At 39.6% G+C, this 19,428-nt stretch carries 19 protein-coding genes and 1 tRNA gene; 11 read left to right on the top strand and 9 right to left on the bottom strand.

Features of this window, described 5'->3' with window-relative positions; all coding sequences use genetic code 11:
- Positions 1 to 29 precede the first annotated feature (29 nt).
- Positions 30 to 512 carry a hypothetical protein gene (locus ACWPKD_RS07705; RefSeq protein ID WP_455412103.1) on the top strand — a complete coding sequence of 161 codons (483 nt, stop codon included), beginning with the start codon at positions 30 to 32 and terminating at the stop codon, positions 510 to 512.
- The gene (locus tag ACWPKD_RS07700) at positions 512 to 1,237 is read left to right on the top strand and encodes a DUF4184 family protein (protein WP_455412102.1); all 726 of its coding nucleotides are present in this window, start codon (positions 512 to 514) and stop codon (positions 1,235 to 1,237) included. Before ACWPKD_RS07705 ends, ACWPKD_RS07700 begins: the two co-directional genes overlap by 1 nt.
- Here ACWPKD_RS07700 and ACWPKD_RS07695 read toward each other — a convergent pair.
- Entirely contained in the window at positions 1,230 to 2,357 is a 1,128-nt protein-coding gene (locus ACWPKD_RS07695; protein ID WP_455412101.1) for a glycosyltransferase family 2 protein, read from the bottom strand. The two genes, ACWPKD_RS07700 and ACWPKD_RS07695, sit on opposite strands and share 8 nt — an antisense overlap.
- Positions 2,345 to 3,289, bottom strand: coding sequence for a hypothetical protein (locus ACWPKD_RS07690; RefSeq protein ID WP_455412100.1), 945 nt, complete (start codon positions 3,287 to 3,289; stop codon positions 2,345 to 2,347). Before ACWPKD_RS07690 ends, ACWPKD_RS07695 begins: the two co-directional genes overlap by 13 nt.
- A gap of 55 nt (positions 3,290 to 3,344) precedes the next feature.
- Here ACWPKD_RS07690 and ruvC point away from each other — a divergent pair, with 55 nt between their 5' ends.
- Genes ruvC through ACWPKD_RS07665 form a run of 5 tightly spaced genes read left to right on the top strand, consistent with a single transcriptional unit; the run spans position 3,345 to position 7,066 of the window.
- Positions 3,345 to 3,899 carry a crossover junction endodeoxyribonuclease RuvC gene (ruvC, locus tag ACWPKD_RS07685; protein ID WP_455412099.1) on the top strand — a complete coding sequence of 185 codons (555 nt, stop codon included), beginning with the start codon at positions 3,345 to 3,347 and terminating at the stop codon, positions 3,897 to 3,899.
- 59 nt (positions 3,900 to 3,958) lie between these two features.
- The gene (gene hemW / locus ACWPKD_RS07680) at positions 3,959 to 5,095 is read left to right on the top strand and encodes a radical SAM family heme chaperone HemW (RefSeq protein WP_455412098.1); all 1,137 of its coding nucleotides are present in this window, start codon (positions 3,959 to 3,961) and stop codon (positions 5,093 to 5,095) included.
- Between the two features lie 12 nt (positions 5,096 to 5,107).
- Positions 5,108 to 5,887 carry a cyclase family protein gene (locus ACWPKD_RS07675; RefSeq protein ID WP_455412097.1) on the top strand — a complete coding sequence of 260 codons (780 nt, stop codon included), beginning with the start codon at positions 5,108 to 5,110 and terminating at the stop codon, positions 5,885 to 5,887.
- Positions 5,888 to 5,922: 35 nt separating this feature from the next.
- Positions 5,923 to 6,288, top strand: a complete 366-nt coding sequence (locus ACWPKD_RS07670) for an MmcQ/YjbR family DNA-binding protein (protein ID WP_455412096.1) — start codon at positions 5,923 to 5,925, stop codon at positions 6,286 to 6,288.
- A 55-nt stretch (positions 6,289 to 6,343) separates the two neighbouring features.
- A complete protein-coding gene (locus tag ACWPKD_RS07665; RefSeq protein WP_455412095.1) occupies positions 6,344 to 7,066 on the top strand; it encodes a PH domain-containing protein in 723 nt (240 codons plus the stop codon).
- A gap of 28 nt (positions 7,067 to 7,094) precedes the next feature.
- Here the strand turns inward: ACWPKD_RS07665 and ACWPKD_RS07660 are convergent, their stop codons facing one another.
- From ACWPKD_RS07660 to ACWPKD_RS07640, 5 genes are all read right to left on the bottom strand, one after another.
- Entirely contained in the window at positions 7,095 to 9,377 is a 2,283-nt protein-coding gene (locus ACWPKD_RS07660; protein ID WP_455412094.1) for a TonB-dependent receptor, read from the bottom strand.
- A gap of 67 nt (positions 9,378 to 9,444) precedes the next feature.
- Positions 9,445 to 10,545 carry a DUF4407 domain-containing protein gene (locus tag ACWPKD_RS07655; protein ID WP_455412093.1) on the bottom strand — a complete coding sequence of 367 codons (1,101 nt, stop codon included), beginning with the start codon at positions 10,543 to 10,545 and terminating at the stop codon, positions 9,445 to 9,447.
- A gap of 128 nt (positions 10,546 to 10,673) precedes the next feature.
- Positions 10,674 to 12,401: a M56 family metallopeptidase gene (locus tag ACWPKD_RS07650; RefSeq protein WP_455412092.1), complete on the bottom strand. Its 1,728-nt coding sequence runs from the start codon at positions 12,399 to 12,401 to the stop codon at positions 10,674 to 10,676.
- The gene (locus tag ACWPKD_RS07645; protein WP_455412091.1) at positions 12,398 to 12,769 is read right to left on the bottom strand and encodes a BlaI/MecI/CopY family transcriptional regulator; all 372 of its coding nucleotides are present in this window, start codon (positions 12,767 to 12,769) and stop codon (positions 12,398 to 12,400) included. The genes ACWPKD_RS07650 and ACWPKD_RS07645 overlap by 4 nt, the downstream gene beginning before the upstream one ends.
- A 1-nt stretch (position 12,770) precedes the next feature.
- Complete coding sequence (locus tag ACWPKD_RS07640) at positions 12,771 to 13,187, bottom strand: hypothetical protein (RefSeq protein WP_455412090.1); 417 nt, start codon at positions 13,185 to 13,187, stop codon at positions 12,771 to 12,773.
- A gap of 203 nt (positions 13,188 to 13,390) precedes the next feature.
- On the opposite strand from ACWPKD_RS07640, the gene ACWPKD_RS07635 reads away from it, so the two are divergent.
- Complete coding sequence (locus ACWPKD_RS07635) at positions 13,391 to 14,233, top strand: hypothetical protein (protein WP_455412089.1); 843 nt, start codon at positions 13,391 to 13,393, stop codon at positions 14,231 to 14,233.
- Between the two features lie 36 nt (positions 14,234 to 14,269).
- Here ACWPKD_RS07635 and ACWPKD_RS07630 read toward each other — a convergent pair whose 3' ends face one another.
- On the bottom strand, positions 14,270 to 15,658 hold the full coding sequence (locus tag ACWPKD_RS07630) for a dipeptidase (RefSeq protein ID WP_455412088.1): 1,389 nt from the start codon (positions 15,656 to 15,658) through the stop codon (positions 14,270 to 14,272).
- A 245-nt stretch (positions 15,659 to 15,903) separates the two neighbouring features.
- On the opposite strand from ACWPKD_RS07630, the gene ACWPKD_RS07625 reads away from it, so the two are divergent.
- Positions 15,904 to 15,985, top strand: a tRNA-Leu gene (locus ACWPKD_RS07625).
- A 206-nt stretch (positions 15,986 to 16,191) separates the two neighbouring features.
- On the opposite strand, the gene ACWPKD_RS07620 is transcribed toward ACWPKD_RS07625, so the two are convergent.
- Positions 16,192 to 17,199: a TlpA family protein disulfide reductase gene (locus ACWPKD_RS07620; protein WP_455412087.1), complete on the bottom strand. Its 1,008-nt coding sequence runs from the start codon at positions 17,197 to 17,199 to the stop codon at positions 16,192 to 16,194.
- A gap of 121 nt (positions 17,200 to 17,320) precedes the next feature.
- Between ACWPKD_RS07620 and ACWPKD_RS07615 the strand changes: the two genes are divergently transcribed.
- On the top strand, positions 17,321 to 18,730 hold the full coding sequence (locus ACWPKD_RS07615) for a sensor histidine kinase (RefSeq protein WP_455412086.1): 1,410 nt from the start codon (positions 17,321 to 17,323) through the stop codon (positions 18,728 to 18,730).
- Positions 18,723 to 19,403: a response regulator transcription factor gene (locus tag ACWPKD_RS07610; protein WP_455412085.1), complete on the top strand. Its 681-nt coding sequence runs from the start codon at positions 18,723 to 18,725 to the stop codon at positions 19,401 to 19,403. The genes ACWPKD_RS07615 and ACWPKD_RS07610 overlap by 8 nt, the downstream gene beginning before the upstream one ends.
- Positions 19,404 to 19,428 lie beyond the last annotated feature (25 nt).

Genomic DNA, 19,428 nt, shown 5'->3' with positions numbered 1-19,428 from the left:
TATTTTTGACCTTTAAAGGTACAATATTCATGCTAAAAAAACTTTTGGTGCTGTTTTTCTTTTCGCTGATGCTGGCGTCCTGTCAACTTTTTGATAAGAAAACCCCGTCTGAAGAGGAATTGCTGCAAAACGAACTGCAGAAAATCGACTGGAAAAAAGTTGATGCCTTCCCGACCGTGGATGCCTGCGAAGTAATCACCGACGAAGCCCAGCGCAGACAATGTTTTTTTGAATATTTAACCCAGACCATTCAGGATAAATTGAGTGTGGATACCTTGAAAATCCTTTATCCGGAAATGGATACCATAGAAGTAAAAGTGACCGTCTTCCCGGATGCCACCCTGAAATTTGAGCCGCAATTTCCAAAAGACAGCGTGGCCTACGATACAATAAAGATTGACAGCATCTTGCACACTAAATTAGTAGATTTCCCAAAAATCAATCCGGCGATCAAAAGAGGGATTCCCGTGAAAACACAGTTTGTCTTGCCGGTTATTTTAAAAACGGAATAATGCCCTTTACATTTGCCCATCCGGCCATCGTACTTCCTTTTGCGAAATGGCGAAACGTTTCGGCGACAGGACTCATAGCAGGGGCAATGGCTCCGGACTTCGAATATTTTTTGAGGCTGAAAGTGCAGAGTTCCATCAGTCATACTTTTTTAGGGTTGTTGGTTTTTAACTTACCCGTCGCGATTATTGTCTCCTTGATGTTTCATCAGCTTATTAAAAAGAAATTGGTTGACAACCTGCCTTTATTTTTTCGGTCGCGGCTGCAATTGTTGAAGGATACGGATTGGTGGATTTATTTCAGAAGAAATTTTCTTGTCGTGTCCGTTTCAGTACTGATAGGGGCTGTTTCCCATCTTTTTTGGGATGCTTTTACCCATAAGACAGGATATTTTGTGGGGAAGTTGGCAGTGCTGCAATTAGAAGTATCAGGAATTCCGGTGTATAAATTAGTACAGCACACCAGTACCCTTTTCGGTTTTATCGTTATCGGTTATGTTTTTGGGAAAGAACCACGAACATTAAATGTAAAAAGCGCTCCAAGTTTGAATTTTTGGGCTTTTGTCGTATTGGGGACCATTATACTTCAAAGTCTGCGCTTTATGGCAGGAGCAATGTTACTTAAAATCGGGAATTTGATTGTAAGCTCAATGGGCATGTTTTTTGTGTCCTTAACAGTGGTTTGTCTGCTGTATATGGTTCTGAAGAAAAAGGAAACGGTTATTTAATATTCTCCCGCTTCCACTCAAATCCTCCTATCAAAGAATAAACCGCTACAATTGTACTGAAAACAGGATACAGTAAACTGCTAATCGGTAACGAATAAAGGCACATGCTCAAAAAACGGTTGGTTTTGAACATCAGGATACCGTCCGTAAGTACTTTTACACCGAACAACACGGCTAAAAATTCCCAAGGCAGTATTTTGAAAACAACTAATGCTCCGCAAACCAATAAGGTCAGGTTGGCCAGTAAAACGATAATGGCAAGCCCTTTTGAAAAATCACTCTGATACGCAGTTGCCTTAGACGCCCAACGTACTCTTTGCTTGAATAATTGTACCCAGCTTTTTTCAGGTTTTGTTGTCACAATAGCTGTTCGGGATTTCAGATAATGTACTTTTTCAGGGACTTTTGTAAAGGCTTTTTGCAGGAGGAAAACATCATCCCCGCTTGCGATATGGTTGTTACCTTTGAATCCTTCCAGGTCCCAAAACAATTGCTTGCTGTATGCGAAATTGGCACCGTTGCACATAAACGCTTCTTTCAAACCAAAACTTCCGATGGTCGCTCCTTGTAAACTTAACAGATCCATTTGCTGGAAATGGGAAAGCAAGAATCCTTTCATTGGGAAGTTAACCGCTCCGGCTATCATTTCGGCATCGTTGTGCTGGATGTAACTGTCAAAGGTGGAAAGCCAGTCGGGTTGTACCTGACAATCGGCATCGGTAGTGATAATCCAAGTGTGTTTAGCAATGGTCACGGCACGTTGGATGGCATCTTTTTTAGGGGATTTGGAAATACGGACATTGTCCAGAATGGTCAAATGTACCCACGGGTTCTCTATGCGCCAGCGGTTGATCACCCGTTCGGATTCGTCTTTGGAATCATCGTTGACGAAAATCAGTTCGAATAAATCTTTGGAATACTGTAGCCTGGAAAACGATTCGAGTAAATCCGGAAGGTTTTTTTCTTCATTGCGAAACGGAATCACCACGGAAAAACCGGTTTTGACTTCTGCATTGGTTTTCTCAAATGATTTTACCTTGGAAAACCCCCAAATCAGCAATCCGATAAAAAGGACATAATTTATAAAAATCAGGACGAACAATAAGTTTACGATTTCCATTGCGCTTTAAAATTTAAAACATAATAACTTCCGATAATCACCGGGATCATGGTGTTGAGCAGCCACATCAGCATACTGATAAACACAACTACCCATTCGTTTACACCCAACAGTCCGAAAAAATAGACCGCAACGCCTCCTTTTACCGCAAAATCGAGGAACTGGAAGCTGGGCAGGCACGAGGCAACAAAATAGACACTGGTAATGGCGGCCATCAACAGTAAATAAGGCAGTTGCACATCGAAAATTAAAAATAGGAAATAATACTGATGTGAAAAAACCAAATAGCGTCCAAGACCCAAGAAAATGTTTTTCCGATGAACGGGTTTAGGGATCTGGTTGATTTTGTGGATCAGTTTTTCAAAAGAATAGCCCCTGAAGGTAATTTTGTTCCGAAAAAGCAAAATCGCTCCCAGCAGGGTGAAAAAACCAAAGATAAAATAAATGATTTTTGGAGTGATCACCTCAAAATAGGCGTTAAAATACAGTAAGCCGAAAATCCCGAAAACGGTCGTCAGGGCCATTTGGATGCCGTTACAGATCAGGTTCAGGAAAATGATTTTTTTGGCCTTGTCTTTTTCAAAAAACAAGGTTTTGCCAATGTATTCCCCAACACCGTAAGGCGTGAACAAACTTGCCGTCAGCGCGCCCAACACCTGTTTTGTGGCTTCTCCGAGTGAAATCCTGCGAACCACTCCGGCTAAATTCTGCCATTTTAAAATTTCAAGAAAGCGGTTCAGAAAGGTAAGCGACAAAATCAGGGTGATGTTTCCGATTGATTGTTTTTCTTTTAAAAGCGAAACGAATTTCGGCCAGTCCATTTCTGAGTTCGTGGCCAGATGGTTGTAAATAAAATAAAATGCCCCGCTTACAATCAAAAGTTTGACCATAAGAACCAGGAATTGTTTAGCTTTGTCGGATACGGAAATCATCAGTACAAAGAAACAAACTTAAACGGTTAAACCTTGTACTTTTAAACAAAAAAGAGTGGCAAACGAACGCATCATATTAGGAATCGACCCCGGGACGACCATTATGGGTTTCGGACTCATACGTGTGGTAAACAAAAAAATGGAGTTCATTCAGTTAAACGAATTGCAGCTCAACAAAATGGACGATCATTATATGCGTCTGAAAAGGATTTTCGAGCGTACTATCGAATTGATCGACACTTATCATCCTGATGAAATTGCGATCGAGGCGCCTTTCTTCGGAAAAAACGTCCAATCAATGTTAAAGTTAGGACGCGCACAAGGCGTTGCCATGGCGGCAGGTTTGTCACGTGACATCCCGATTACCGAATACGAACCCAAGAAAATCAAAATGGCCATCACCGGAAACGGAAATGCTAGTAAAGAGCAGGTTGCAAAAATGCTGCAGCAGTTGTTAGGGTTGAAAGAATTGCCCAAAAATCTCGATTCTACCGATGGTTTGGCGGCGGCGGTTTGTCATTTTTTCAATTCGGGAAAAGTCGAGATCGGAAAAAGTTATTCCGGCTGGGATGCTTTTGTGAAACAGAACGAGAACAGAGTAAAAAAATAGTTTTCAGTCTCGGTTTTCAGTCCCAGTACTGTTAACTGCGGCTGCGATGGTATACTAATATGAGCGGCATTTACATCCATATTCCCTTTTGCAAGCAGGCGTGTCATTACTGCGATTTTCATTTTTCGACTTCCCTGAAGAAGAAAGACGAAATGGTGCTGGCCTTGGCCAAAGAAATCCGTCTGCGCAAAGATGAATTTGCCGATGAAACCGTTGAAACCATTTATTTTGGCGGGGGAACACCTTCTATATTAGAGGTTGCAGATTTGCGGTTGTTGCTTGATGAAGTATATAAGAATTATACGGTCGCTGAACATCCGGAAATTACGGTGGAAGCCAATCCGGATGATTTGTCTGAAGAACGAATCATTGCCTTATCGGAAAACAAAGTCAATCGTTTGAGCATTGGGATTCAGTCGTTTTATGAAGAAGATTTAAAGCTGATGAACCGTGCACACAACGCCGATGAAGCTAAAAAATGCCTGGAAACAGCCACGCGTTATTTCGACAACATCACCGCCGATTTGATTTATGGGATTCCGGGGCTTACCAACGAAAAATGGCAGCAAAACATTCAGACGCTGCTGGATTTGAATATCCCGCACATTTCCAGTTATGCCTTAACAGTCGAGCCGAAAACCGCTTTACAGAAATTCATCAAACAGGGAATCGTACCACAACCCGACGATGCAGTAGCCCATGAACAGTTTCTATTGTTGGTTGATAAACTTGAGGCTAATGGTTTTGTGCATTATGAGTTGTCCAATTTCGGGAAACCGGAGTATTTTTCGAAGAACAATTCCGCGTATTGGCTGGGAAAAAAATATCTGGGAATCGGGCCGTCGGCGCACAGTTATGACGGAACAAACCGAAGCTGGAATATTGCTAACAATGCAATTTATATCAATGCTTTAGCCGAAGATAAGTTGCCCCGAGAAATCGAAACGCTTACTATAACCGACCGCTATAACGAATACGTCATGACCGGATTGCGAACGGTTTGGGGTGTTTCGCTGGAAAGAATTAAAACCGAATTTGGCGAAAACATGCTGCATTACCTGCTGGAAAATTCGGAACGTTATCTGAAAGATGAAAAGCTGCTAATCGAAAACAACATCCTGAGCACCACTAAAAAAGGAAAATTCTTCTGCGACGGAATTGCTTCGGATTTATTTTATTTAAATTTGGAGGAATAAATCCAATCCTTAATGTTAGCGACCATTTCCCATCAGAATAAAGAATTTAAAATCGATTTGTCGAAACCACTTGATATCTCGTTACCCCTTTCCAATACCGATCAAAATCCAATTGCCTGGTACATCGAAAAACCGGAGATCGAACCCGTTCGTTTTGGGGATTGGGTGGGAAAAGTATCGGAAGGCAGTTCGTCTACCAATTTCAACAATATCTTTTTCAATCCGCATGGCCACGGGACGCATACGGAGTGTTTAGGTCATATCACGCGGGAGTTTTACAGTATCAATCAATACCTGAAGCAATTCTTTTTTACGGTCGAAGTCATTTCGGTTCAGCCGGAAGCATTAGGGGATGATTTTGTAATCACTAAGAGTCATATTGAAAAGGCTTTACAAGGAAAATCACCGGAAGCCATCGTCATTCGCACCTTGCCAAATTCCGCTGAAAAAGAATCCAAAAAATATTCCAATACCAATTGGCCTTATTTGCTGGAAGAAGCCGCGACCTTCATCCGCGAAAGCGACATCCAACATTTACTGATTGATTTGCCTAGTGTGGATAAAGAACACGACGAGGGAAAACTGTTAGCACACAAAGCTTTCTGGAATGTGAGAGACGTGAACCAACTGAACAGCGACGCGAGAATGCAAAGCACCATCACGGAACTGATATATGTGGATGATAAAATCGCAGACGGCAGCTATATACTAAACCTTCAGATTGCGTCGTTTGAAAATGATGCGAGCCCGAGTAAACCGATACTTTATACTATTTTGAATGATGAATTCTAAATTCTGAATTCCGGAAACATTTAAAATAATAGAAAATGACCATTGATGTGTATTACGACTATTGCCTCTCCAAAAAAGGCGTGACCGAACATTTTCCGTTTGATGAAGATACTTTGGTGTTTAAAGTAGGTGGGAAGATGTTCGCCTTGTCTTCCTTGCAGGAATGGGAAAAAGGAACGCCGGGCGTGAATTTAAAGTGCGATCCCGATTGGGCTTTGGAATTGAGAGGCCAGTATGACGATATCCAGGCGGGTTATCACATGAGCAAAGTGCATTGGAATACGGTAAAAATTAACGGTTCGGTTCCGGATACTTTTGTTAAGGAGCTTATTGACCATTCGTATGGTTTGGTTTTTAAGAGTTTAACGAAAAAACAACAGCAGGAAATTATAGAATCTTAAAAATAGGCATTACTTTTGCGACAAATTCGACGACTAAACTTTTTATTAAAACAGTATGATTGACAATTTAAAGAAAATATTAAACGAAGACCAGGATCCGAAAGCGATTGAAAAAATCACTTCGAAACTGGAAAACCTATTAATGACCAACGAAGAAGTAGGGTACATCGCCGTACAGAAAAAACCTGCGATCACCGTGTTTCCGGACAGCATCGTGGTAACGAACAAACGTATTATCATCTGTAAGCCGAAAAACCTGGGATTGTCCATGGAATTTATCGATTTCAACTGGGATGAGGTTGCCGCGTCTTTTGTAAAAGAAGGTATTTTAGGTTCGGAATATACATTTACCACTAAAAATGAGTTGACCCATACGGTGGATTATCTGCCTAAAAATCAAGCGCGAAAATTGTATACGTTCGCGAAAGAACAAATGGATGCTCTGAAAAATCCAGTTGTGGCAACAGCTGCGGCTGCTCCAATTGTTGCGGAAACAGCTCCGGTAGTAGAGGCTGCGCCAATCCAGGAAGACATTGTGGAAGAGGTGGAAACCGAAGAAGTAACGTCTTTCGCGGAAATCATGCCAACCACACCGGCAGTTCAGGAAACTTATACAGAACCGGTACAGCAAGCCGCTACAGGGGAGAAAAAACTAAACGAAATGTCCAGCGAAGAATTGTTCGCGAAACTGCAGAACTATAAAAAACTGTTAGATAACGGTTTGATCCTTCAGGGCGAATACGACAAACTGAAAGCGGAAGTTTTACAGTATATGTAATAAAAAAGGAGGTTTTAAACCTCCTTTTTTATAGATTGAGCGGTACCTTAACCCCTAAGGTAACGTTGATGCCGGGTTCGATAATGTCATACGACCTAAATCTCGACATGTGATTTAAATATTGTTTGTCCAGGATGTTGGTTCCGGCCAAGGTAAATTCAATTTTTTTGTACGTGGTTCCGATGGTCGCATTTAACAGCGTATAGGAATTCGTTTTACTTTCGTTTTCCGCAACTTTGTTTTGTTCTAAAGCCGAGGTTGTGCTTAGGATGATTAAGCTGTTAGTGAAATGGTGGAAGTCTTTTAGGTTTAAGGTGACCGAATTCATTATTTTGGTAGGCGGCATCATCGGTAAATAAGAATCATTGTCAAGTCGTCTTCCTTTTAAGGCTGATATTTTGGACTCTAAAGCAAGCCAGTTTACGGCAGTGGGATGGATGGTAATGCCGGCTTCAAAACCGTATATTCTTGCGTCAGTCTGATAGAATTTGTATTCCGGAACGTCAACGGTAGGATCCAAATTGCTTGGAACCTCTAAACCGGTCGGAGCAATAAAAATGTAATTGTTGATGGCGTTGTTAAAAACAGCTCCTTCAATACTGAAATCTTTGTCGTTGTACACAAAATTAAAATCGATTTCATTGTTGGTTTCTTTGGTGAAATTCAAATTCCCGATTTCATAGTGCTGGCTTTCCAGTTTAACACCATTTGAAAACAGTTCGTTTAAATTCGGGGTTCGGTATCCGGAACCGTAGCTGATGCGTCCCGTAAAATTCTTGCCTACTTTAAAACTGCTGCCAAAAGAAGTGCTGAAATTATCATATGATTTGTGAACCGAAGTGTTGCTGTCGATAAAGCCGGAAGACAGCCAGCGTTTGTCATAACGAAGTCCTACACTGAAGGTGACAAAATCCAGATCCATTTTGGTGACGTTTAGAAAACCTAAATCACTTATGCGGGCATCCGGAATTAGTTTTGCTGCGGCATTTTTCAGGTTGCGGTTTTTTTGTTCGAGTCCCTGAATCCCAAAAATGGAGGAGATTTTTTTCCATTCCGGTACGTACCATTTTAAATCGTAAGTAAACGTATTCAGGTTCATATTCAGGTATCTATAACCTTTCTTGGAACTTTTGGATTCCTCATTCTCCGTACGATTGTTAATCTGATACCCAATGATTGAAGTAAATTTGGATTTACCTGCAAGGAAAGTCGATTTGTTACTTAATCGGTAATCGGTTACGGTATGGAAAGGCGCTTCGATTTCAAATGGGAATTTTTCAGCTTCCAGACTGTCAATGTTAACAATACTGCCGTCCGGTTTTTTGACAATGTCTTTTCCGTCCAAAATCCCGTAATACGCTTTGTTGAAGGTGTAATTCACAGTGGAAGAACCCCACTTCCAGTTTTTGCCGGCATAGCCTTTTGCGCCATATTCCAGAACCCTTGTGTTCGGAACTCTAAAGCTGTACCCTTTATAGAAGTAATCGGAATGCAAGCGTCCTAATGCACTGATGCCCCAATTGAATTTTTCTTTGGAACTCTGATAGGAAACTTCAGAATTCGCCCCCAGGTTGTTGGAAAACAATCGGCTTGAAACAGAAGTCTTCTTCGTGTTTACCGCAGTGGGTTGCTCATTGATGAAGTTGACGATTCCGCCCATCGCTTCCGGTCCGTATAAAAAACTGGCCGGACCTTTTATAATCTCTACCCGGTCGATACCCAGTTCGTTGAGGCCGATTCCGTGCTCGTCGTCCCATTGTTGGGTTTCAAAACGCATCCCGTCGGTTATGGTTAAAACCCTGTTCCCGGACAAGCCGCGGATAATAGGTCTTGCGACTATGGTTCCGCTCGAAATAGCATCTACACCCGGGACTTTTCTGATGGCATCCATAATGGTGATCGCGCCAATTTTCTGTAAATTTTCTTTTTTGACAACTGCCGTTTGATAGGTGTTTTTTGCTGTACTGTTGAAAAAAGCACTTGAAATCACAAGCTCCTCTAACTGATTGGAGTTTTTCTCCAAAGGAATAATAACCGATGACAAAGCTTCACGTTTATTAATGTTCACTTTTCTGATTTCAGTCAGATATCCTGCATGACTTACTTTAAGGACATAAGTCCCTGAAGCAAGATTGTTGATTTCAAAGTTTCCATTGGCGTCGGATGCAACAGTTTTGTTCTTCTCAACAATAAAGACCGTTGAGCCGGCTAAGGGTTCGTTAGAGGTTTTGTCTTTTACGTTGCCTTGTATGCTTTGCGATTGTATAAGGTTCGAAAAAAGAAAGAAAACGAAAATAAATATAGGTTTCATTGAAGCATTTTCAGCAAAAATATAAATTCCGGTTTATTTAACAGTTTTTTGGGACGTATTACGTGAATTACATGACATTCTTCTGCTTTTCCACGTACGCATCCGACTGCAGTTTCAGTAATTCTGAAGCAGCTTTGCGTTTGTAATCGTAGATTTCTTTGTCTTCCCGAATATCAGCATAGACTTTGTCATAAATGGACGCATCGGTTTGTTTCTGCAGATTACGCTGGTGTACATTCTGTTCTATATGGACTTTCAGTGCTGTTTCATTGTCTTCCAGTTTGAAATCGTATTCACCGCGCGGGGACAACAATTTGGCAATAATCGGCGAAGTTTCCACCGCTAAAAACAATAGCATGATGAAGAATGACGGCAGCCAAGGTAATTTTCCTAAGGCATTAATACGCGCCATCAGTCCGTCGAAACCGTCGATAATAGGTTTGGAATCGGCTACTTTTTTGTCCAGATCGGCCTGCAGGGTTTTGGCTCTGGTTTCTTTTTCAGTGATTGTTTTTGCAGAAACTGTTTTTAAAGAATCCAACTGTTTTAAGGCCAAATCGTGCGCGGAACGTTTTTCTTTATAAATAGGTCCTTTTCCCATTTTTTTGGTTCCCGTGGTTCCTTCGGCTTCGGTGATATAGGATTGGTACAAATCAGCGACTTCTTTTTCTTTGGCTTTGATGCCTGATTTGATGCTGTCGATTTCCATCTGGTTTTTCGTGACATCACCTTTGAAATAATTGGTCACCTGATTTTTATTGGCAATGGCCATTTCGTTTTTTTCTTTCAGTAAAACCGTATTGATTTCTTTTTCGAAGATTTTGATTTCCAGCGGTTTTGAAATTACGATAGCAATAATCATGGCCAATATGATTCGTGGGGACGCCTGTAAAAGTTCACTTCTGAATTTATCGCGCTTTCGGATGGTCGACACAATAAAACGGTCTAAGTTGAAGATCAGTAATCCCCAGACAATCCCGAAGAAAACCGCATAATACACATTGTCGAAAACGGTATACAGCGCATAACTTCCGGCGATGAAAGCCATCACAGCCGTAAAGAAAACAGTGGCACCTACGCCTACATACTTGGTTTGTTCGCCTTCGCTGCAAGAGTCGAGCAAAGTTCTATCTGCGCCGGAACACAGGATAAAGAAACGTTTTAACATGATGATGATAAGATTGATTGATGATGATACTGCAAATGTAACGCCAAATTTTATTTTTTGGTGTAAATATTTGATACAATTTTAGTTAAACAAAAAATCCGCTCGGGAGCGAACGGATTTTTAGTCATTTATCTTGGTTGTAACTGTATCGGGATTGTCATTTGGGCGTCGGTTTTTTTACCGTCTTTTTCCCCTGGGATCCATTTTGGTGATGCTTTCAGTACACGGATGATTTCCTGGTCGATTTCCGGTGAGTAGCCTTTCAGTACTTTGATGTCGTTAACGGTTCCTTCTTTTGTAACATTGAAGCTGGCGACCAAACGTAAAGGTTCTGTGGTTTTTAGGTTTTCCGGATATTTGAAATTGGTCGCAAAGTATTTCATGAATTCGCCAATTCCACCCGGAAAGTCAGGGTTTTTTGATTCCTGAATTACAGTCGTTTTCGTTGTCTTTTTTTCCGGTTTTTTACTTATTGTAAGGTCGATTGTTTCTCCCGGATATTTCAGTATCGGCTCACCCATTTTGTTTTTTACGTAATAATTTTGGGTGTAAAACCAATATTGAAACGGTTGCGGATGTTTTTTAGTGCGCGCATTTTTTAAGATGACACTTCCGGAGAAAGAAGCAAAATCTTTGGGCTCGTATTGGTTTAATTTGCTGTTTGGGACATTTACACCGTCAATCCAAATCGCGTATTTTTTGCTGTTTTTGAAATCGTTCAGTTCTTTTGAAGTAGGCGATTGTTTTGGCGTTGGTTTTTGACGAAAATTTGCAAACCATTTCCCGAATTTCTCATGATCTTCAGGGGTGAATTCTTCATAGGTTTTACTCCATTTTAATGGTTTTTCTTCAGAACCCTGTATTTTTTCACACACATTAAAACGAACGCCTGCAAAATATTCTGCATCGGTTACAGTTCGTTCCTGTTGTTTTGTTTTTGGTTTTGTCCCCGTTTTTTGTACTGTTGTAGTGGTTTTAGTAGCAGTTGTTTCGATTTCTTCATAAGTGCTGAAGGAAACGGTTAACCCGGTCAAAAGCGGAAGAACGGCAAGTTTTAAGGCAAACTCTTTAATTTTTGATGTTTGTCGTGTCATCATAATAAATCTTTTTTTGGTTACTAAATAGGCCAGATTACTGGAAAATGGAACCGGTTTTTTATGGGTAATTTTAGCTAAAATCAGATTTTGATACTGCTCCGCCGGAACAGCTTTTTGCAATACGGCTTCATCGGCCAAAAATTCGTGGTTAAAGCGCAATGCGTTCTTAAAACCATATAACGCCGGCTGAAACCAGAAGAATACCTGAAGCAATTCAATAAAAAGAATGTCAACGCTGTGACGCTGTTGGACATGTGTTTTTTCATGGTCCAACAGTTCGGTTTCAATCGTATCGTGGTTGAAGTCGTCTTCGTTCATGAAGATGTAACTGAGGAAGGTATACGGTAGTGTTTTTTCAGGGGTCAAAATCAGCGTATAGCCCTTCATAATCAGTTTTTTGCTACGGCGAATCTTTAAAAACATCGCTACTAAATTTTTAGCAAAGCGAAAAAGCAACAGCAAAGTGATGATGGAATAAATACCTAAAAGTATATTTTCTAAGGTGAAATATTCCTGAGCCTCTGAAATAACGACTGCCGGCTGTCCTATAATTGCCGTTAGTTCCGGTGCATTTGCGATTTGCTGAACCGGAGCGGCTTCCTCTTCAATGGTGTTGAAAGGGATCAATAAGCCGAACGCCAGACTGACCAACAGATAAAACCGGTTGAACTGGTACATTCTTTCACGGCCGAGCACAAAATGATAAATTCCGAAAAGTGCCAGCAGACAAAGTCCTGATTTGATTAGATACAGTATCATTTTCTCTTTTTTTGAAGTTCTTTTTCGATGATTTTCTGAAGTTCTTCCAGTTCAGTGGCCGTCATATCGGTTTCTTTTGTGAAAAATGATGCAAACTGCGCTGATGAATTATTAAAGAAATCTTTAATGAAATTCGTTACTTCTTTTTTGGAATAGTCTTCTTTTCGGATCAGCGGGAAGTATTCACGCGATTTTCCGAATTCAGTATAGCTGATAAAACCTTTGTCGGTCATCCTTTTTAATAGCGTGGCTACAGTGGTGGTCGCCGGCTTTGGTTCGGGAAAAACTTCCAACAGGTCTTTCATGTAAGCCTTTTCGAGTTCCCACAAATAGTGCATTATTTGTTCTTCTGCTTTGGTAAGTTGCATCTTATTGTACTTTTAGTTCTTCGATAATTACTCCTTTTTCAAAAACTTTTACTTCGGTCAGGTTTTCGGTTTCATCGAAATAAAACCAGTCTCCTGTATAATACCAATTGATGTATTGCTCCGTCTCATCGGTTCGGGTCAGCCCCATTTCTTTTATTTTTCCATCCGGATAATAAAGAATGGTGGTGCAAATCGGGCCTTTGTATTTTTCTTTTTTATACAATTTGCCATCCAGATATTGCTTCCAGACGCCTTTTTCGTTCCCCATTTTGTCATACCGTCCTTTCGACTTCGAATAAAAACCTGCCAGGGTGTCTTTAAAAACCCATTTTCCGGTTTTAACCCCCTTGTGCTGCTTGTTAATGCTGCATTGCAGGAAAAGAACGGAACAGAATAGTATTGCAAGTTTTATTTTCATCTCTACAAATATAGAATATATTCTACAAATGTAGAACAAAACAATGATATTTTTTTGTAAATTTTTGTAAAATACTGATAAACAAATATTTGTGTTAAAATAATTGTTAAATTTGTATCAAATACCGCACGTTTTCAAAAGCCACACGCCTCGAATTTCAAAAGAGAATGCTCACGGATTCATCAATACTAAATTTTGAAATTATGAAAACTGCAACTACGTGTCTTTATGCCCTTTTTTTTCTTTTAAACCTGCTCCCGTCACTTCTTTCCGCTCAGGAAAAGAAAGAAAACAAAATGTATTACATTACCGTTACCAAAACCCATAGGGATTTTGCTGCTGAAAATGCCAAGGCTGAGGAATGGAAAGCGTTGGAAAAAGAGTACTTCGACAAAGTGATTAAGAAGAACGATCTTATTAAAGGATACAATGTGTTGAATCATTACTTTACAGAAGACAACAGCGAAATTATTTTTGTAAACGTTTATGAAAGTTGGGCGGATATTGAAAAAGCCTGGGAAAAAAATCAAGAATTGGTGAAGCAAGCCTGGCCCGACGAGAAACAAGGGAAAGCCTTTTTTGAAAAACGGAACAAGTATTATGCGCCTAATCATTCTGATGAAATTTATGTAAGTTATGGTGATCGTAAATTGTTTGCCAAAGCGCCTGATAAGCCTATGGTGTTCTATGTTCGGAAGAGTATTTTCGCCGGTCCCAAAGACGGTACTGAGAAAGAATTTAACGAAAGCCAAAAAGAAATTTACGATAATCTTATTCTGAAAAATGATATCCTCAAAGCTTATTTTGCCTATACACACGCCTGGGGTTCCAACAATATGGAATTTGTGGAAGTGTTTGCGGTGGACAATTTAGGGGATTTGGAAAAAGCCTGGGAAAAAGATGAAGAGCTTTTTAAAGCAAAATGGAAAGATGAAAAGGCTAGGGAGGCCTTCAGTAAAAAAGTGGATAAGTATTTTACCGGTCAGCACGGGGATTATATTTACCGCTCGGTTCCGGAATTGTTTAAAATGGTTCAGCAGAAATAATAAAAAAAGGCATCAATCCGATGCCTTTTTTTGTGTTTATTTCGAAAGTTCTGTAAAATACTTGTAGAACAATGGAATGGTTTCGATTCCTTTCAGATAATTGAAAACCCCAAAATGCTCATTTGGCGAGTGGATGGCATCGCTGTCCAATCCGAAGCCCATCATGATGGTTTTGGATTTCAGTTCTTTTTCAAATAAAGCTACAATCGGAATGCTTCCGCCGGAACGCACCGGAATCGGTTGAACTCCAAATGTTTCGGCGTAAGCTTTAGCTGCTGCCTGATAACCAATGGAATCAATCGGTGTAACATAACCTTGGCCTCCATGATGTGGTGTTACTTTTACTTTTACGGCTTTTGGAGCAATGCTCTCAAAATGTTTTTTGAACAATTGGGTGATTTCTTCCCAATCCTGATTCGGCACCAAACGCATCGAAATTTTTGCGTACGCTTTACTTGCGATCACGGTTTTAGCTCCTTCTCCGGTATAACCACCCCAGATTCCGTTTACGTCAAGCGTAGGACGGATGGAGTTTCTTTCATTAGTGGTATAACCTTTTTCGCCGTATACTTCTTCGATATCTAATGCCTTTTTATAAGCGTCTTCAGAATAAGGGCGTTGTGCCATTTTTTCTCTTTCTGCTATAGAAAGCTCTTCTACTTTATCATAGAAGCCCGGAATGGTGATGTGGTTGTTTTCATCGTGCATCGAAGCAATCATCTTGGTCAATACGTTGATTGGGTTGGCAACAGCACCACCATATAATCCGGAATGTAAATCGCGGTTAGGACCGGTAACCTCCACTTCCACATAGCTCAAGCCGCGAAGACCTGTAGTGATGGAAGGCTGCTGGTTGGAAATCATTCCGGTATCGGAAATCAAAATCACATCGTTGGCCAATTTCTCCTGATTACGCTCCACGAACCAACCTAAACTGGCAGAACCAACTTCTTCTTCTCCTTCAATCATAAACTTGACGTTACAAGGCAAACAGTTGTTCTGAATCATGTATTCGAAGGCTTTCACGTGCATGTACATCTGACCTTTATCGTCACAGGCACCACGCGCGAAAATGGCGCCTTCCGGGTGTAATTCGGTAGCTTTTATTACAGGTTCAAACGGAGGGGAAGTCCATAATTCAATAGGATCGGCCGGTTGTACGTCATAATGTCCGTAAACCAAAACAGTCGGCAGGTTTTTATCGATGATTTTTTCGCCAAAAACGATTGGGTAACCCGGTGTTTCGCAAAGTTCCACCACGTCGCAACCTGCTTTTTCAAGGCTTGCTTTTACAGCATTGGCCGTGTCGATAACGTCTTGAGTGTAAGCGCTGTCGGCACTAACGGATGGTATTTTTAATAATTCGATTAACTCAGTAAGAAAACGTTCTTTGTTGTTCTGAACGTACTGTTTGATGTTGTCCATTATGTTGTTTAAAATGATGAAAGCCAAATATACGAAAAAACAAATTCCAAATTCTAAATTCCAAAATTTGAAATCATTATGAATGTTGTAACGGTTATGAAGTCAAAAAAAAGCAATTTTTATTTTTTTAGAAATGAAAGACTTAGCAAAAAGTTTTTTGGAATTTGGGATTTAGGTTTTGGATTTTGAAAAATATGTCTATATTTGCACCCACTTACTGAAACAACTACTTGTTTTATAAGCCTGCGGGTGTGGTGAAATTGGTAGACACGCCAGACTTAGGATCTGGTGCCTCACGGTGTGTAGGTTCGAGTCCTATCACCCGCACAAGAGAATCCCTTTTACATTGTAAAGATGTTTAAGGGATTTTTTTATGACTTTAGGTTAGGGTGGATATAATTGGTTTTGGGAAAGGAGATAAAAAAAATAAAAAACCCATCTCGCTGGGCGCATGGGTTTTGATGGGTTTTATTTGTTATACTATCTCGTTTTACAGTAGCGAGATACTGAGGTGTAACTTTTATTTATTACTCTTATTTTAGTAATTCATCCAGTATTGATGTCAATTCTGGAGAAGAAGGTCTTGGTGCATCGGCATTAACCACTTTTCCGTTCGGATCGATAAGTATAAACCTTGGAATGCTCATCACTTTAAAATCCTGAACAAATTTTGAATTAAAATCATTGTCGGCAAACAGCTGAACACCACCCATTTTTTTATCGGCTATCATTTTTTTCCATTTTTCCATATCGGATTGCCTGTCAATGGAAATACTGACAAACGCGATGTTTTTATCATGGTATTTACTCTCTATTTTTTCCAGAAAAGGAATTTCCATGCGACACGGTGCGCACCAAGTGGCCCAAAGATCGATGTAAACATATTTCCCTCTGAAATCTTCCAGTTTTGATTTTCCGCCTTTGTAGTTTACATAATCGAACGAAGGAGCCATTTTATTTTTCATGGCTTTGCTTATTTCCGCACTTTCTTTCATGCTATTGTATACCATTTTCAACTGCGAAAATTGCGCTTCGGTATCTTTTTTCTGGAGGGCCACAAAGGATTCTGGTAAACTTTTATCGTTTAAACGGGCCAATTTGTTTTTAAGAATTTCTGCGGATTTGCGGTCGAAATCCGATTCATTCGAGGCAAATAATCCTCCAAAATCTGCTTTTTTGTCAAACAAGATTTCTTTAGCTAAAAAATTGTTTTCAACCGCTGCGCTCCCTTCATAGGCTATGGATTCATCGAACTGGTTGGCATCCAACTTCAATTTTAAGTCAATGCCGTTTTTAAGGTACAAATCTGTGCCTTCTTCGCCTAGTTGTAATTGGTATAGCCCTTCATCAGCCTTAAAAGTGTCTTTAAATACACCATTATTCCCTTTTATGGTTGCGATTGGTCTTCCGTGTGAAGAAATAACAATTTCATTACTGGAACAATTGGTAACAGTAGCGTTAAAGGTTACATGATCTTTATTCTGAGCACAACCCGATAGTGCGTATAATAACGGGGCAATGAGTAAAAAAAGTTTTTTCATAGTATTGTTTTTATTGTTTTACATGTCCAAAAGTACCGTCTTAAGTTCTAACTGAATGATAATGAGTGTTAACGAGTGTTAATGGGGTAAAAGATGTTTGTGCAGTTGTTATCTTTGGTTTATGAAATCATTTTTTCGGAAGAATATTGTCCCTTTGATTGTACTTACGGTTTTGATAACGGTGAGCATGCAGGTGTATTGGAATGTTCAAAGCTATCAAAATAATAAAAATCAGATTCTCAGTGTTGTACAGTTAGCTTTAGACAACAGTGTGGATAATTATTATAACGATAAGGTAAAATCGAACATCATCCGGAACTTTACCCTGAGTGTTCCCAATATTGAAGAAAAACCCCCTTTTAATATTTCAGAAGAAGTAATAATCTTCGAACCGCAAACTGAATCGGGAATAGTGCAGTTAGATAATGGTCGAGTTGTTATCGAAAATTTAGGTACGAATAGAAAAGATTCTCTTTTAGAAGTTAAAAACATGAAATTTCTTGCGGAGAAAACCATCGTTTCTATAAGAGAAGACAGTGTTGATCTTGCTAAAATGGCAACTTATCTTGATGCTGAATTCGCTAATAAAAAGCTAAACTTTGAATATGCGCTTCTTTATAAAAGGCCTGGGAAAGTAGCAGTAAAGTTCCATGATCCGGATAATAAAAAGTTTCTTTTTTCATCACTTTCCAAATCATCCTATTTGCCAAGACAAAGTGAATTGAAACTTTTTTTTCCCGATATCTTTTACAAAACACTAAGAGAGGGATTGACAGGTATTTTGCTTTCGTTGCTGTTTTCTTTGAGCATTGTTTTTTGCCTTTTTTATCTGCTTTCCGTAATTCGTCAGCAGAAACAACTGGCCATCATAAAAAATGACTTTATCAGTAATATATCACATGAATTAAAAACGCCAATTGCAGTGGTTAGTAGTGCTCTGGAAGGAATAGAAAAGTTTAATACCGATAATGAGCCGGAGAAAACCAAAAAATACGTGGCAATTTCCAAACAGCATTTATCCAAGCTTCATCAAATCGTCGAAAAAATATTGGAAACCTCTGTTTTGGAGAGTGATAAGTTGCAGTTGCAGAAAGAAAATGCCGAGATTGTTGGTTTGGTTAATCATACTATTGAAAAACTGGGAATCAATACTGAAAAAAAGATTTTACTGAACACTTCAAAACAGGAAATTGTTGCCCATATTGATAGTTTTCATTTTGAGAATGTAGTTTCTAACCTTATCGACAATGCTATAAAATACGGTGGTGAAGAAATAACAATTACCATTAATAAGGATAATAAGAATTTGGTTGTTGAAATTTCAGATAGCGGTATGGCGATTGAGAAAATACACCAACAGAAAATTTTCGAGAAATTCTACCGTATTCCGCAAAACAACCTGCACAACGAAAAAGGATTTGGTATTGGCTTGTATTATGCGAAAAACATCATCGCAAAGCATGGCGGAACATTGGAGCTTGTTTCTGAGGAACAATTAACCACTTTTAAAATTTCAATCCCAAATGAATGAAAAGATAAACATATTACTGGCGGAAGACGAAGCTACTTTGGGGATGATTATAAAAGAGAGTCTGGAAACCCGTAACTTCAATGTTACTCACTGCTTGAACGGGCAGGAAGCATACGAGTGCTATACCCGTGAAAAACCTGATGTCATTGTTTTAGACATTATGATGCCCAAGAAAGACGGGTTTTCATTGGCTCAGGAAATTCGAAAAACAGATAAATCCACTCCGATAATTTTTTTAAGCGCAAAATCTCAGGTACAGGATGTTTTAGATGGTTTTCATCATGGAGGAAACGACTATCTTAAAAAACCGTTCAGTATGGAAGAGCTCATTGTTCGAATTCATGCCCTTTTAGACCGGATTTCACAAAAAACGACCGAGAGTCAATTCGATATAGGTGTTTATACTTTTAATTATACCAAGCAGATTTTACAATGTGCGGATGGTGTTTTCAATTTGACCCACAGGGAAGCTGCTGTTTTGAAACTGCTTTTGGAGCATAAAAATGAAATAGTTGACAAATCTGATGCTTTATTGCAAATATGGGGTAATGATGACTTCTTTAATGGTCGTAGTATGGATGTTTTCATTTCCAAACTCAGAAAAAAATTAGCCTTCGATCCTTCTATTCAGATAATCAATGTAAGAGGGAGAGGGTATAGGCTTACCAATTAGATTTTTTCCAGAGGTACTACATGCC

Source organism: Flavobacterium pedocola (genome assembly GCF_053764385.1).
The sequence above is the reverse complement of the archived record's forward strand: the minus strand, read 5'-3'. Positions and strand labels throughout refer to the sequence as shown.

Bases quoted from the DNA above. Each gene is read 5' to 3' on its own strand.
- ACWPKD_RS07705 (WP_455412103.1), top strand. From the start codon at position 30: ATGCTAAAAAAACTTTTGGTGCTGTTTTTCTTTTCGCTGATGCTGGCG.
- ACWPKD_RS07700 (WP_455412102.1), top strand. From the start codon at position 512: ATGCCCTTTACATTTGCCCATCCGGCCATCGTACTTCCTTTTGCGAAA.
- ACWPKD_RS07695 (WP_455412101.1), bottom strand. From the start codon at position 2,357: ATGGAAATCGTAAACTTATTGTTCGTCCTGATTTTTATAAATTATGTC.
- ACWPKD_RS07690 (WP_455412100.1), bottom strand. From the start codon at position 3,289: ATGATTTCCGTATCCGACAAAGCTAAACAATTCCTGGTTCTTATGGTC.
- hemW (WP_455412098.1), top strand. From the start codon at position 3,959: ATGAGCGGCATTTACATCCATATTCCCTTTTGCAAGCAGGCGTGTCAT.
- ACWPKD_RS07675 (WP_455412097.1), top strand. From the start codon at position 5,108: ATGTTAGCGACCATTTCCCATCAGAATAAAGAATTTAAAATCGATTTG.
- ACWPKD_RS07670 (WP_455412096.1), top strand. From the start codon at position 5,923: ATGACCATTGATGTGTATTACGACTATTGCCTCTCCAAAAAAGGCGTG.
- ACWPKD_RS07665 (WP_455412095.1), top strand. From the start codon at position 6,344: ATGATTGACAATTTAAAGAAAATATTAAACGAAGACCAGGATCCGAAA.
- ACWPKD_RS07660 (WP_455412094.1), bottom strand. From the start codon at position 9,377: ATGAAACCTATATTTATTTTCGTTTTCTTTCTTTTTTCGAACCTTATA.
- ACWPKD_RS07655 (WP_455412093.1), bottom strand. From the start codon at position 10,545: ATGTTAAAACGTTTCTTTATCCTGTGTTCCGGCGCAGATAGAACTTTG.
- ACWPKD_RS07650 (WP_455412092.1), bottom strand. From the start codon at position 12,401: ATGATACTGTATCTAATCAAATCAGGACTTTGTCTGCTGGCACTTTTC.
- ACWPKD_RS07645 (WP_455412091.1), bottom strand. From the start codon at position 12,769: ATGCAACTTACCAAAGCAGAAGAACAAATAATGCACTATTTGTGGGAA.
- ACWPKD_RS07640 (WP_455412090.1), bottom strand. From the start codon at position 13,187: ATGAAAATAAAACTTGCAATACTATTCTGTTCCGTTCTTTTCCTGCAA.
- ACWPKD_RS07635 (WP_455412089.1), top strand. From the start codon at position 13,391: ATGAAAACTGCAACTACGTGTCTTTATGCCCTTTTTTTTCTTTTAAAC.
- ACWPKD_RS07630 (WP_455412088.1), bottom strand. From the start codon at position 15,658: ATGGACAACATCAAACAGTACGTTCAGAACAACAAAGAACGTTTTCTT.
- ACWPKD_RS07620 (WP_455412087.1), bottom strand. From the start codon at position 17,199: ATGAAAAAACTTTTTTTACTCATTGCCCCGTTATTATACGCACTATCG.
- ACWPKD_RS07615 (WP_455412086.1), top strand. From the start codon at position 17,321: ATGAAATCATTTTTTCGGAAGAATATTGTCCCTTTGATTGTACTTACG.
- ACWPKD_RS07610 (WP_455412085.1), top strand. From the start codon at position 18,723: ATGAATGAAAAGATAAACATATTACTGGCGGAAGACGAAGCTACTTTG.